This window comes from Rhodoplanes elegans, from assembly GCF_016653355.1.
GTDB lineage: Bacteria > Pseudomonadota > Alphaproteobacteria > Rhizobiales > Xanthobacteraceae > Rhodoplanes > Rhodoplanes elegans.
This window is the reverse complement of the sequence record NZ_NHSK01000071.1, coordinates 23,136-35,428: the sequence shown is the minus strand read 5'-3', so window position 1 is coordinate 35,428 and position 12,293 is coordinate 23,136. Positions and strand designations below refer to the sequence as shown.

The window sequence follows — 12,293 nt, the reverse complement described above, 5'->3', positions numbered from 1 at the left end:
GTCGGGGGTGGGGAGCTCTTTGGCCTCGCCTCCAGACGTGCTCCCACCTCCCCCGGCTGGCGTGTTTCTGGCATGGTGGCGGACATGTCGGACCAGACTGCCACCGCGGCCGCCGCACCGGTCGCCTTCGCCACCACGCTCGATGCGCGCGTCCTGCGGCATGATCCGCAGTGGGGCATGTCGACGCTGTTCTTCGGCGACGGCGAGCTGCGGGTGCCGATGGTGGCGGCGCCGGTCGACACCGGCGTGCGGGTGACGATCGACGCCCGCGACGTCGCGGTGGCGCTGACCCGGCCCATGGACGTGTCGATCACCAATCGCCTGCCTGGCACCATCGTCGCGGTCGAGCGGCTCGCCGCGCCCTATGCCCGCGTCACCTTCGATCTCGGCGCGACGCGGCTCGACGCGCTCGTCACCTGGGAATCGGTCGAGCGGCTGGCGCTCGAGCCCGGCCTGTCGGCCTGGGCGATGATCAAGTCTGTCGCGATCGGGAACGAGGCTGTTCGTCCGGCGGATCTGCCGTCACCGCGCCGCTGGCCCGTGGTTCGTAATCCGGATCGAGCGCCGCCGTGAGCTCGGCGAGCGCCGCGGCGCCGCTCTTGCGGGCCTGGCGCTCGAGCGAACGATAGAGCGCGATCAGCCGCTCGCCGAACACGGTGAGCTCCGCGCCCCCGCCGCGGCGGCCCGGGAAGGTCTCGACCACGGCCGTCTCGAAGGTGTGGTTGAGGGCGTCCACCATCAGCCAGCACTTGCGGTAGGACGTGCCGGACGCCCGGCTGGCGCCGAGGATCGAGCGCTCGCGCCGGATCGTCTCCAGGAGGGCGATGTCCTCCGGGTCGAGGCGGCCGCCATTGCCGAAGGCGACACGCAACGCGACGCTCGCCGGCGCGATGCGGGCAGGCTTCGTCTCGTCCGCGTCGGATGCCGGAACCACGGCCGGTTTCGGGGGCATGGGCTGGGCCTCTGGATCGTCGCGGCCGGCCGGGCCGGCTCATCGGTCCCTGGCGTAGGTCAGGACACGGGCGCTGGCAAGCGGCCGGGTTTTTAGGTCGATGGCGGCGAGCGTCGCCTCGGCGATCTTTCGCGGGCGATCGTCGAGGCCGGTCCAGCGCGCGGCGCGGCCGCGCGGATCGACCTCGATCACCTTGACGCCGACCGGCACCTCGAGCCCGTCCCGCACCGCGCCGCGCAGAATCCCGTCCATCGGAGCGAGCACCGGCACGCCGTCGATGCGGCCGACCGGATAGCCGACGAACACCCGCTTGCCGATCTCGACGGCGCTGCGCCACCGGCCGGCGACCGGTGAGTAGACGAAGCGCTCGCGCCCCACGCCGCCGAGCGGGCTCGGCACGCCGTCGGCCGCCTCGGTGCGCCCCTGCGTCACCGGCCGCACCGGGCTCACCGGCCGCGTCTCCACCGCGACGTCGCAGTTCGCCCCCACGGCGAAGCCCGGGCCGAGCCCGACCGTGATGCCGGCAAGGTGGCGCAGATCGGGCGTTTCCGCACGCTTGTGCAGGCGGGCGTCGACCAGCACGTCCATCCGGCCATGGACGATCAGATCGAGGAGCCCGAGCCGAGTCACGGCGACCGTGTCCGGGATCGCCAGCACGGGGGCGAGATCGAGGAAGCGGTCGGCGCGGCGGCCGCACACCTCCTCGACCACGGCGATGTCGTCGTAGAGCGCGTCGTGGAACGCCATGCCGCGGCGGATCACCGGCGGGTTCGGATCGTGCGCCAGCACGACCGCGTCGCCGGCGCGGTGGAGCAGCACGGCGACGGCCGAAGCGATCTCGTTGGTGCCGAGCACGACGGCGAGGCGGCGGGACGGGTCGGGGCGGAACATTTTGCTGCGATCCCTGGGTGGCCCGGGATCCGTCAGCAAGCCGCGGGCCAGACCGCGGGTCGGGCCGATAAAGCAACCAAATCATGGGTGTCGAAAGTGCCTTCCGGTCTCCGAACGGGTCCCGGCCGGCCGCGCTGTGCTATATCCTACACGATATAGCACAGCGCTGTCGGAGACGTGACAGAGGGACGGCCCGGCTTTGCGAGCTCCGTCGTTTCTCAGCGACCGATCAGCAGATCCCGCGTCAGCCAATCGATCTGCGCGACCTGCTCGAGGCCGAGGCGGAGCCGCTCGCGGTCGCGCGCGGCGAGCCGCTTGATCACCACGCTGTTGCCGGCAGGGACGCCATGCTCGAGGTCGACGAGCTGCTGGCCGAGGACGAGGTCGAGGAACGTCCCGTAGGCGTCGACCAGGCCCTGCAGGTCGTGCTGGCCACCGACCCCGCGGCTGCCCATCGCGGCGAGCCGCTCCGGCGTCGAGCGCTCGACCACATGGTGCCGGATGGCGAGCGCGCGGGCCGCCGTGACGATCGGGAAGGTGCCGGTGCGCTTGAGGTCGAGCCGGCCGCCCTGGGTGCGGAAGCCGCCGAAAAAGCCGAGCCCGAGCTCCACCGCGCCGGCGGACTCGGCCAGGAGCTTGGCGAAGGCGATCTCCCCCTTCGCCGCATCGAAGGCGGCGGTGCGCAGGTCGTTGGCGATCGCGGCGTCGCCGTGCACGGGCCGCAGGTCGAAGAAGATGTCGACCGACAGGAGGTCCTGCGGACGCGAGCGGCGCACCCAGGCGGCGATGCGCTCGCGCCAGGTGGCGACCGAGCCGCGCCACTCCGGCGTCTTGCCCATCACGCCGCCCTTGCAGAAGGGCAGACCGACCTCGTTGAGGATCGACGCCAGATGGGTGCCGAGCGCGGCGAACCAGCGGTCCTCCGGGCCATCGGGCGCGCCGGTGGCGAAGAACAGCGCGTTGTCCTGGTCCATGGCGAGCAGGCTCTCGCCCCGCCCGGCCGAGCCGAGGACGGCGACCGCATAGGCACAGGGCGGCTCGCCCTGCCCGGCCTCGCGCATGCGGGCCTCGGCGATCACGGCCGCCTGGCGGGTGAGCGCGCCGAGCTCGCGCGAGATCACGGCGGCGATGTTGCGGGCCGAGACCTTCTCGGCCATCAGGGCCGCCGCCACCCGCGGCAACGTCGCCCAGGCGGCGGCGAGCCCCTCGACGTCCTCGGCCTGGTCGATGGCGTCGCCGAGCGTCACGGCCTCGCCGGCGCGCAGCCGCAAGAGATCGCGGGCCGACACGGCGCCGATCACCACGCCGGCCTCGTCGACGGCGCCGAGATGGCGGACGCCGAGCCGGCCCATGCGGCCGATGGCGCGATACACGAAGGCGTCGGCTGGCACGGCGGCGAGCGGCGTCGCCATCACCTCGGCGACCGGTCGGGCGAGCGCGTCCGGCCCGCGATTCGCGAGCGCCCGGAGAATGTCGCGCTCGGTGACGATGCCGAGATCGGCCGGCCGCAGCGTCCTCGGGTCGGCGCCGGGCGGGTGGACGAACAGCGACGAGATGCGCTCGCCCACCATGGTGCCGAGCGCCTCGCGCAGCGGCGCATCGGCCGCGGTCATGCGCGGCGGCGCCTGCATGATCTCGCCGACCGTGTGGCGATACGGATAGGAATCGATGCGGGCGAACACCGCCTCGCGATCGGAGCGCAGCGGCGCCGACACCGGCTCCACCCAGCCGGCCCGATGATGCTGATCGAGCACCTCGGTGAGGGTGCGGCACGCCTGCTCGGCCTCGGCGAGCGTGCGGATGCCGCGCTGGCGCAGCCGCGGCACCAGCGCGAGGAACAGCTGGGCGCAGGCGCGCGCGTCGCCGAGCCCGCTGTGGCGGCCCTCGATCGTGATGCCGAGCCACGACGCGAGACTGTCGAGCGAGTACTCGGCGAGATCGGGCTGCGCCACCTCGGCGAGCAGCAGCGTGTCGAGCGTGCGCGGGCGCGTCCACGGCAGGCCGGCGCGCTCGCACTCACGGCGCAGGACCGCGAGATCGAAGCCGATTGCGTGGCCGATCACCACGGCGCCACGCCCGATGAAGGCGGCGAAGTCCGGCCACGCCGCGACGAAGGGCGGGGCAGCCGACACCATGGTGTCGTCGATGCCGTGGATCGCCGCGGCGGCGCGCGGGATCGGCTCGGGCGGACGCACCAGCCGGCGGAACACCGGGTCCGGGACCACCTTGCCGGCCGAGATGCGCACGGCGGCGAGCTCGACGGCCCAGGCTTTTCGCGGATCGAGTCCGGTCGTCTCGGTGTCGATCGCGATCGCCTCGAGCACCATCAGGGGCGTGGCATTGTCGGCGGCCGCCATCATGATCCAGATGCCTCCCCGCGGCTCTCCCGCGCCTCGCCCCGCGACGCCGCCGACGCCGTCCGCTCAGCCGCCGCGCAACAGCGCCGTCGCGACGGCGGCGGCGTCGAGCCGCTCGACGAGCTCGTCGTGGATGTTGCACAGCGCGACCCGCAGATAGTTGCGGGTCGTGTCGAAGTCCTGGCCACGCAGCTTCTTGTGGATCGGCATCAGCGCGAAATAGGGCTGCGTGTAAGGCTCCGGCACGTCGATGACGCGCTTGACCGGATGCAGGGCGCAGCGCTCGACCACATGAGCGATGTCCTCGCGCGCCGCTGCCCAGACGCCGGGCTCGAGCGGTGCCGGCGCGGGATAGCGGTCGAACACGGCGAGCGCGGTCTCGGTCAGCGCTCGATGGAACGACGCGAGATCTCCCGCGGCATGAGGCCGCAGCTCGCCCTCCACCATCTCGACCACCATGGCGAGGCCGAGCGGAAAGGCGCGCCAGCGCGCCTCCTCGACGGCGGCTTTGAAGTCGGCCTCGTGAAACATCACCTTCGCGTAGTGCCCGGCGCGGGCGCGCGCATACTCGAAGATGCCCTTCTGGACCAGAAAAGCCGATTGCGTGTCGATGAAATCGGCGAGTGCCGCCGCATCGCGGACGGGCGGCTTGCGACGAAGAAATCCGAACAGAGCCATTGCGAGTCCCGGTTGTCGCCGGACCTTACCGCGGTCGCGCGCTCGACCGGAAGAGGCCGTGCACGGACTTTCGTATTGCACTGCAACATCAACGAGCTGATCACGTCGCGATCGACGAAAGTCTAATGGTCGTTGCGACAACCGATGTTAGCATTTTTACTATCCCGAACCCGGCACCAAGTCCGGGAGGACAAGGGACGAACGCCGTCGCGATCAAACGCCGGCCCTTAATTTCAACATCGACTCGAACGCTGCCCTCCGGCGGCGTCGCAGGAGGTTGCACGCTCATGTCCGTCGAACCCGTCAGTACGCCCGAGAACGATCGCGACCACTGGAGGAAGACCACACGGCTGATGTTCGGCCACCTCGCGGTGTGGTTCGTCTTCGGCTACGTGATCCACATGTTCGTGATCCCGCTCAACAAGATCACGATCCCGGTGCTCAACTTCCCGCTCGGCTTCTACATGGCCGCGCAGGGTTCCCTGATCGTCTTCGTCGTCATGCTGTTCGTCTTCGCATGGCAGCAGGACAAGATCGACCGCGACCACGGCGTCGCCGAGGACGAGTGAGCGAGGATCCGACATGGCGACACAAGCTTCAGGTTCCACGGACTTTCTGAAGAACCTCGGGAAGATTTACGCCTTCTACACGGGCGGATTTCTCGCCTTCGTGATCCTGCTCGCGATTCTCGAGCAGGTCGGCGTGCCGAACAAGGTCCTCGGCTACCTGTTCGTGTTCTTCACCATCGCGGTCTACGCGATCATCGGCGTGATGTCCCGCACCGCCCAGGTGTCGGAATATTACGTCGCCGGCCGCAGCGTGCCGGCCTTCTACAACGGCATGGCGACGGGCGCCGACTGGATGTCGGCGGCGTCGTTCGTCGGCATGGCCGGCACCCTGTTCCTGCTCGGCTATGACGGGCTCGCCTGGGTGCTCGGCTGGACCGGCGGATTCGTGCTGGTGTCGATCCTGATCGGCCCGTATCTGCGCAAGTTCGGCGCCTACACGGTGCCGGACTTCATGTCGTTCCGCTACGGCGGCAACTTCGCCCGCATGCTCGGCGTGATCGTGCTGGTGTGCTGCTCCTTCACCTACGTGACGGCGCAGATCTACGGCACCGGCCTGATCGCCTCGCGCTTCCTCGGCATGCAGTTCGAGATCGCGGTGTTCGCCGGTCTCGCCGGCATTCTCGTGTGCTCGCTGCTCGGCGGCATGCGCGCCGTCACCTGGACGCAGGTCGCGCAGTACATCGTGCTGATCATCGCCTACCTGACGCCCATCGTGATCCTGTCGTACCAGAAGTTCGGGATTCCGATCCCGCAGCTCACCTACGGCAACGCGATCATGGACATCACGGCGCGCGAGCAGCAGATGCTGCAGACGGGCCTCGCCACCGCGGCCTCGCTGAAGCCGCACATCCAACCCTTCATCAACTACACGCCGCTGAACTTCTTCGCGATCATCTTCTGCATGATGATCGGCACGGCGTCGCTGCCGCACATCCTGATGCGCTACTTCACCACGCCGAGCGTCCGTCAGGCGCGCGTGTCGGTGGGCTGGTCGCTGCTGTTCATCTTCCTTCTCTACTTCTCGGCGCCGGCCTACGCGGCGTTCTCCAAGCTCGAGGTCTACACCGAGGTCATCGGCCGTGACCTCACCGCCATCCGCCCCTGGCTGTTCAACTGGGGCGAACTCGGCCTGATCCAGATCTGCGGCAAGAACGCCACCAACATCGACGCCGTGATCGCGGCGTGCAAGGCGGTGGCCGGGCATCCGGGCGTCGTCCGGCTGCAGGACTTCGTCATCAACACCGACGTGATCGTGCTCTCCACCCCCGAGATCGCGGGCCTGCCCTACGTGATCTCCGGCCTGGTGGCGGCCGGCGGCCTCGCCGCTGCGCTCTCCACCGCCGACGGCCTGCTGCTCGCGATCGCCAACGCGCTCAGCCACGACGTCTACTACAAGATGCTCGACCCGAACGCGCCGACCGCCCGTCGGCTGATCGTGGCGCGCGTCCTGCTGCTGGTCGTCGCGGTGTTCGCGGCCTACCTCGCCTCGACCAAGCCGGCCGACATCCTCGCGATGGTGGGCTGGGCGTTCTCGCTGGCCATGGCGGGCAACTTCCCGGCGCTGATCATGGGCGTGTGGTGGAAGCGGACGACCACGGCGGGCGCCATCGCCGGCATCATCGCCGGGTTCGGCCTCTGCCTGTTCTACCTTCTCGTGACCCGCTACTTCCCGGGCTACGGCGTGGCGTATTTCGGCATGACCTCGCTGCTCAACCCGATGACCGGCGCGCCGGTCGTCGACGTCGCCAAGGCGATGACGCTGCCGAACGCCATGGAGGTGTGGCCGACGCTGGCGCATCCGCTCGCCAACAAGGTCGGCTGGTTCAACCTCACCAACATCGCCGCCGGCCTGCTCGGCATGCCGCTCGGCTTCCTGACCATCATCCTGGTCAGCCTGGTGACCAAGGCGCCCTCCGCGGAGATGCAGGCTCTCATCGACGAGATCCGCAAGCCGCGCGGCCGCACGGTCCTCCAGGAGAAGACCTGACCCCGAGACTCCCGGCGGGGCGACCCGCCGGGACGTCTCCTCGGGATCGCGGCGGGGTCCTTCGGGACCCCGCTTTTTTGTGGCTTGCGGCCGAGCGGATCGCGGTGCAATGGAACCGCGAGGACGAGCCTTCCCTCCCCGCGCGCGGGGAAACGGGAAACCGACCCTGCATTGCGAGAGGACACTGTTTCATGACGATCGGAGAGTCGCTCGGCTCCTGGCTGCTGTTCGTGCCGAACTTCATCCTGGCGGCGCTGATGTACACGCTGCTCGGCCGCGTGGTTCTCGGGCTCGTCGTCGGCACCGATTCGACCAACTACATCTGGCGGTTCTTCTGCCGGGTCACCGACCCGGTGGTCGCCGTCGTCGCGCGCGTCACCCCGAAGGCGGCCGCGCCCGTCATCGTCTGGCTGTTCGGGGTCGTCTGGCTGTTCTGGCTGCGCGTCGCGCTGCTCTACGCCTACTTGGCCTTCTCGCCCACGCAGGCCGGCTGAGGTTTCGTCATGGATCGCACCTTCTACTTCGTCGGCATCGCGTTCTTCGGCATGATCAACGGGCTGTTCAGCCCGCTGATGCCGGTCGCCTACGTGTTCTCGACCGCCCTGATGGCCGAGCCCTTGTTCGGCAGCCAGGCGGCGATCTTCTATTTCGCCTCGCTGATGCTCTCGACCGCGACCGTGATCCTCGGCGGCATCCCGGCGGCCATCTACGAGCACGTCAAGGGCGCCGAGGACTCGACCACCGTGTCGCTGTTCATCTGGCTCGCCGCGACCGCGCTGCTGACGATGCCGGCGGTCGGCACCTTTCTGCAGGTCGGCTTGTGAGCGGAACCGGCACGGCGACCGCGACGGCGCGGCGACCGCCGTTCAACCCCTCGTGAGCGCGTTGAGACCGTCAGGAACAGCCGGTACCCTCTTGCTTTGTCATCGGTCGCGACGGCCGGCACCGCGGCGCGACGCGGTCGGACAGCGGGGAGGCGGCATGGAGATCCTGCGGCGGGTCGCGTTCGAGATCGTCATGCGCGCCTGCCTGTTCGGCTCGCTCGCGATCTTCTGCGTGATGGTCGGCTTGTCGTTCGAGCCGCGCGCCGCCTTCAAGGCCGGCGGCTTCCTCACGCTGGTGATGGTGGGGGTGCTGTGGCTGAAGGCCATCGAGGCCCGGACCAAGGACTATCGCCGGATGGAGATGTGGCTCTACCTGCCGAAGGAGCACCGTCCGCCACCCGCCTACGCCCAGAGCGTCAGCGCCATGGTGATGCGCGAGACCTATTTGTCCTTCGCCCGCCGCACCGCCATCGTGTCGATCGTGATGTGGGTGCTCGCGCTGCTGCTGGGATTGGCCGGGATTTAGAAGGGCGCTACGCCCCCGCCGATCTCACGCCCCCAAATAGGCGGCGCGCACGTGCGGGTTCTCCAACAGCTCGCGACCCGTGCCGGTGAGCGTCACCCGGCCCTGCTCCAGCACGTAGGAGCGGTCTGACAGTTCCAGCGCCGCGAACGCGTTCTGCTCGACCATCACGACAGTAACGCCGTCCTTGCGGATGCCCTCGATGATCTCGAAGGTGCGCTCGACCAGATTGGGGGCGAGCCCGAGCGACGGCTCGTCGAACAGGACGAGCTTCGGCCGCGACATCAGCGCGCGAGAGATCGCCAGCATCTGCTGCTCGCCGCCCGAGAGCGTGCCGGCGGCCTGGTCGCGCCGCTCGGCGAGGATCGGGAAGCGGGCGAAGAGGCGGTCCATGTCGTCGGCGATCGCCGCGGAGTCGCGGCGCAGGAAGCAGCCCATCTCCAGATTCTCGCGCACCGTCATGAAGGGGAAGACGCGCCGCCCCTCCGGACAATGGGCGATGCCGAGCTCCAGCACGCGCCGCGCCGAGGCGCGGGTGATGTCCTCGCCGTCGAACGTGATCTTGCCGGCCGCCGGCGTCAGCAGGCCGGAGATCGCCTTGAGGCTCGTCGTCTTGCCGGCGCCGTTGGCCCCGATCAACGTGACGAGCTCGCCGCGCGCGACCCGCATGGTGAGGTCGCGCACCGCCTCCACCTTGCCGTAGCGGCAGACCAGGCCCTCAACCACGAGCACGGACGTACCTTTCCCCGAGATAGGCGCGGATCACCTGCGGATCCTGCTGGATCGCCGCGGGCGGACCGTCGGCGATGATTTTTCCCTGGTTCAGGCAGACCACGCGATCGGACACGCCCATCACCATCTTCATGTCGTGCTCGACCAGCAGGATCGTGATCCCGCTCGCCCGGATGCGGGCGATGAGCGCCATGAAGGCACCGGTCTCGGCCGGGTTCATGCCGGACACCGGCTCGTCGAGCAGCAGCAGCGTCGGCTCTGCGGCGAGCGCGATCGCGACCTCGAGCAGCCGCAGCTCGCCGTAGGAGAGCGACGCCGCGACCTCGTCGGCGCGCGGCCGCAGCGCGACAAGATCGAGGATCTCCCAGGCGAGATCGCGCAGCCGCGCCTCGTCGCGTCGCACGCCGGGAAGCCCGAGCATGATGGCGAGCGGGTGCTGCCTCGCCCGCCGGTGCAGGCCGATCAGCACGTTGTCGAGCACCGGAAGGCCGTTGAAGACCGAGGTCTTCTGGAAGGTGCGCACCACGCCGTGGCCGGCGATCTGGTCGGGCTTGAGGCCGGCGAGCGGCGTGCCCCGATACGTGATGGTGCCGCTCGACGGCGTGATGTAGCCCGTGATCGCGTTGAAGGCCGAGGTCTTGCCGGCGCCGTTCGGGCCGATCAGCGACAGGACCTCGCCCTCGCGCACCTCGAAGGTCATGTCCTCGACGGCGGTGAGCCCGCCGAACCGAATCGACAGCCCGGTCACGGCGAGGGCGACCGGCGCCGTCGCGTCCGGCGCGGACGTTGCGCTCGCCGCCGCCTGCTGCGACGTCGTGATCGTGGTGTGGCTCACGGCCGCGCCTCCGCTGGCGTCGCACCCGGAGCGACGGCGGCCGGCTCCGCCGGTGGCGGGCCGGATCGGCCGCGCGCACGGCGCCAGGCGTCACGCAGGGCCGGCACGATCCCCTCCGGCAGGAAGTAGACGATCAGGATCATCAGCACGCCGTAGACGACCCACTGGATCTCGGGCTTCACCTCGAAGCCGCGCAGCACCTCGGGCAGCAGGCCGAAGATCAGGCCGCCGACGATCGGGCCGGCGAGCGTGCCCTTGCCGCCCGTCACCACCATGATCACCATCGTGACCGTGTAGATGAACAGGAACACGTCGGGATCGACGATCCGCACGTAATGGGCGTAGACGGCGCCGGCGAGGCCGGCGAGCGCGGCCGAGACCACGGTCGCCAGCACCAGGAAGCGAGTCACGTCGATGCCGACCGAGGTGGCGAGCGGCTCGTTCTCGCGCAGCGCGATCATGGCGCGGCCGGCGCGGGAGTGCACCAGACGGCGGATGATCACATAGGTGACGACCGCCACGGTGAGCACCAGATAGTAGTTCGGCACCTTGCCCAGGATGTCGATGTCGCCGACGCCGGGGAGCCACAGCTTGAGGAACGGGATGTTGTTGAGGGCCATCGGCCCCTGCGTCAGTTCGACCCAGTTGAGCGCGACGAGCCTCGTCACCTCGGCGAAGCTCACCGACACGATGACGAAGTAGGCGCCGCGCACCTTGAACGAGATCTTCCCGATCATGTAGCCGCACAGGCCGGCGAAGACCACGGCGAGGATCATCGAGAACCAGACCGGCTTCGGGGCGAGCGACACCGGCATGTCGAAGACGTGGATCTCGAAGCCGAGCGAGACGAGGCTCGATACATAGGCCCCGATGCCGAAGAAGGCAACGTGGCCGAGACTGAGCTGCCCCGTGTAGCCGAGCAGCAGGTTGAGGCTCATCGCCGCGATGATGAAGATGCCGGCGATGATCAGGACATGCAGGATATAGAGGTCGTTCATCCACAGCGGCAGCGTGAACAGGAAGACGACCCAGGCGAGCGTGACGGCGCGGCTCATCCGATCCGCTCCTTGCGCGCGAACAGGCCGGTGGGCTTCACCAGCAGGATCACGATGATCAGCAGGAAGCCCATGGCGTCGCGGTATCCGGACGAGATGTAGCCGGCGCCGAGCTCCTCCATGAAGGCGAGGATGAAGCCGCCGATGGTGGCGCCCGGAATGCTGCCGAGGCCGCCGAGGATGACGATGGCGAAGGCCTTGAGCGAGGCGAGGTCACCGATCGTCGGATAGACGACGAAGACCGGGCCGAGCAGCGCGCCCGCGGCGGCCGCGAGGCCGGAGCCGATCGCGAAGGTCGCGGTGTGGACGCGATCGATGCGCACGCCCATCAGGGCCGCGGCCTCGCGATCCTGAAAGGTGGCGCGCATCGCCTTGCCGAGCCGCGTCTTCTGGATCAGCACCCAGGTCGCGGCGATCAGCGCGACGGCGACGACGAAGACGAACAGGCGTGTCCACGACACCGAAACGCCGCCCATGACGAGCGGCGCCGAGGGAAACGGCGAGTCGATCGACTTGGCGACGCCCGTCCACACGAGCTGCTCGGTGTTCTGCATCGCGATCCAGGCGCCGATCATCACCAGCATGGTGGTGTCGATGTCGGCGCCGCGCAGCCGGCGCAGGAGGAGGATCTCGATCCCGGCGCCGAGCAGCACGCCGAGTGCCACGGCGAGCGCGATGGACACGACGAAGTTCGCGCCGATCAGCATCACCCACATGTACATCATGTAGGCGCCGAAGGCGTAGAGCTCGCCGTGGGTGAAATTGACGACCCGCATGATGCCGAAGATCAGCGTCAGGCCGATCCCGAGCAGCGCATAGGTGCCGCCGAGGATCATGGCATTGAGAGCGTGCTGGAGAAGCTGATCCATGACCTCACGCGACAGGGAGAG

At 69.1% G+C, this 12,293-nt stretch carries 14 protein-coding genes; 6 read left to right on the top strand and 8 right to left on the bottom strand.

Annotated elements, in window-relative coordinates:
- Positions 1 to 84: 84 nt before the first annotated feature.
- Positions 85 to 573 (top strand): TOBE domain-containing protein, encoded by a 489-nt coding sequence (locus tag CCR97_RS07445; protein WP_111355940.1) that lies wholly within the window; start codon positions 85 to 87, stop codon positions 571 to 573.
- On the opposite strand, the gene CCR97_RS07440 is transcribed toward CCR97_RS07445, so the two are convergent.
- The 4 genes from CCR97_RS07440 to CCR97_RS07425 form a co-directional block, all read right to left on the bottom strand.
- Positions 473 to 952 (bottom strand): winged helix-turn-helix domain-containing protein, encoded by a 480-nt coding sequence (locus CCR97_RS07440; RefSeq protein ID WP_111355936.1) that lies wholly within the window; start codon positions 950 to 952, stop codon positions 473 to 475. The genes CCR97_RS07445 and CCR97_RS07440 overlap by 101 nt on opposite strands.
- A gap of 39 nt (positions 953 to 991) precedes the next feature.
- Positions 992 to 1,843, bottom strand: coding sequence for a xanthine dehydrogenase (locus CCR97_RS07435; RefSeq protein WP_111355934.1), 852 nt, complete (start codon positions 1,841 to 1,843; stop codon positions 992 to 994).
- A gap of 218 nt (positions 1,844 to 2,061) precedes the next feature.
- The gene (locus CCR97_RS07430) at positions 2,062 to 4,203 is read right to left on the bottom strand and encodes a DUF294 nucleotidyltransferase-like domain-containing protein (protein WP_111355932.1); all 2,142 of its coding nucleotides are present in this window, start codon (positions 4,201 to 4,203) and stop codon (positions 2,062 to 2,064) included.
- 63 nt (positions 4,204 to 4,266) lie between these two features.
- A complete protein-coding gene (locus tag CCR97_RS07425; protein WP_111355930.1) occupies positions 4,267 to 4,878 on the bottom strand; it encodes a hypothetical protein in 612 nt (203 codons plus the stop codon).
- A 287-nt stretch (positions 4,879 to 5,165) separates the two neighbouring features.
- Here CCR97_RS07425 and CCR97_RS07420 point away from each other — a divergent pair, with 287 nt between their 5' ends.
- The 5 genes from CCR97_RS07420 to CCR97_RS07400 all read left to right on the top strand — a co-directional run bounded on the left by CCR97_RS07420 (position 5,166) and on the right by CCR97_RS07400 (position 8,784).
- Entirely contained in the window at positions 5,166 to 5,447 is a 282-nt protein-coding gene (locus CCR97_RS07420) for a DUF4212 domain-containing protein (RefSeq protein ID WP_111355928.1), read from the top strand.
- A gap of 13 nt (positions 5,448 to 5,460) precedes the next feature.
- Complete coding sequence (locus CCR97_RS07415) at positions 5,461 to 7,434, top strand: sodium:solute symporter family protein (RefSeq protein ID WP_111355926.1); 1,974 nt, start codon at positions 5,461 to 5,463, stop codon at positions 7,432 to 7,434.
- Positions 7,435 to 7,625: 191 nt separating this feature from the next.
- Entirely contained in the window at positions 7,626 to 7,928 is a 303-nt protein-coding gene (locus tag CCR97_RS07410) for a YggT family protein (protein WP_111355924.1), read from the top strand.
- Positions 7,929 to 7,937: 9 nt separating this feature from the next.
- Positions 7,938 to 8,258 (top strand): hypothetical protein, encoded by a 321-nt coding sequence (locus tag CCR97_RS07405; RefSeq protein ID WP_111355923.1) that lies wholly within the window; start codon positions 7,938 to 7,940, stop codon positions 8,256 to 8,258.
- Positions 8,259 to 8,415: 157 nt separating this feature from the next.
- On the top strand, positions 8,416 to 8,784 hold the full coding sequence (locus CCR97_RS07400) for a hypothetical protein (RefSeq protein ID WP_111355921.1): 369 nt from the start codon (positions 8,416 to 8,418) through the stop codon (positions 8,782 to 8,784).
- Positions 8,785 to 8,808: 24 nt separating this feature from the next.
- Here CCR97_RS07400 and CCR97_RS07395 read toward each other — a convergent pair whose 3' ends face one another.
- Genes CCR97_RS07395 through CCR97_RS07380 form a run of 4 tightly spaced genes read right to left on the bottom strand, consistent with a single transcriptional unit; the run spans position 8,809 to position 12,272 of the window.
- Positions 8,809 to 9,513, bottom strand: coding sequence for an ABC transporter ATP-binding protein (locus tag CCR97_RS07395; protein WP_111355919.1), 705 nt, complete (start codon positions 9,511 to 9,513; stop codon positions 8,809 to 8,811).
- Positions 9,500 to 10,333 (bottom strand): ABC transporter ATP-binding protein, encoded by an 834-nt coding sequence (locus CCR97_RS07390; protein ID WP_420826065.1) that lies wholly within the window; start codon positions 10,331 to 10,333, stop codon positions 9,500 to 9,502. Before CCR97_RS07390 ends, CCR97_RS07395 begins: the two co-directional genes overlap by 14 nt.
- Positions 10,334 to 10,344: 11 nt before the next feature.
- Positions 10,345 to 11,403, bottom strand: a complete 1,059-nt coding sequence (locus CCR97_RS07385) for a branched-chain amino acid ABC transporter permease (protein WP_111355918.1) — start codon at positions 11,401 to 11,403, stop codon at positions 10,345 to 10,347.
- Positions 11,400 to 12,272, bottom strand: coding sequence for a branched-chain amino acid ABC transporter permease (locus CCR97_RS07380; protein ID WP_111355916.1), 873 nt, complete (start codon positions 12,270 to 12,272; stop codon positions 11,400 to 11,402). The genes CCR97_RS07385 and CCR97_RS07380 overlap by 4 nt, the downstream gene beginning before the upstream one ends.
- Positions 12,273 to 12,293: the final 21 nt, after the last annotated feature.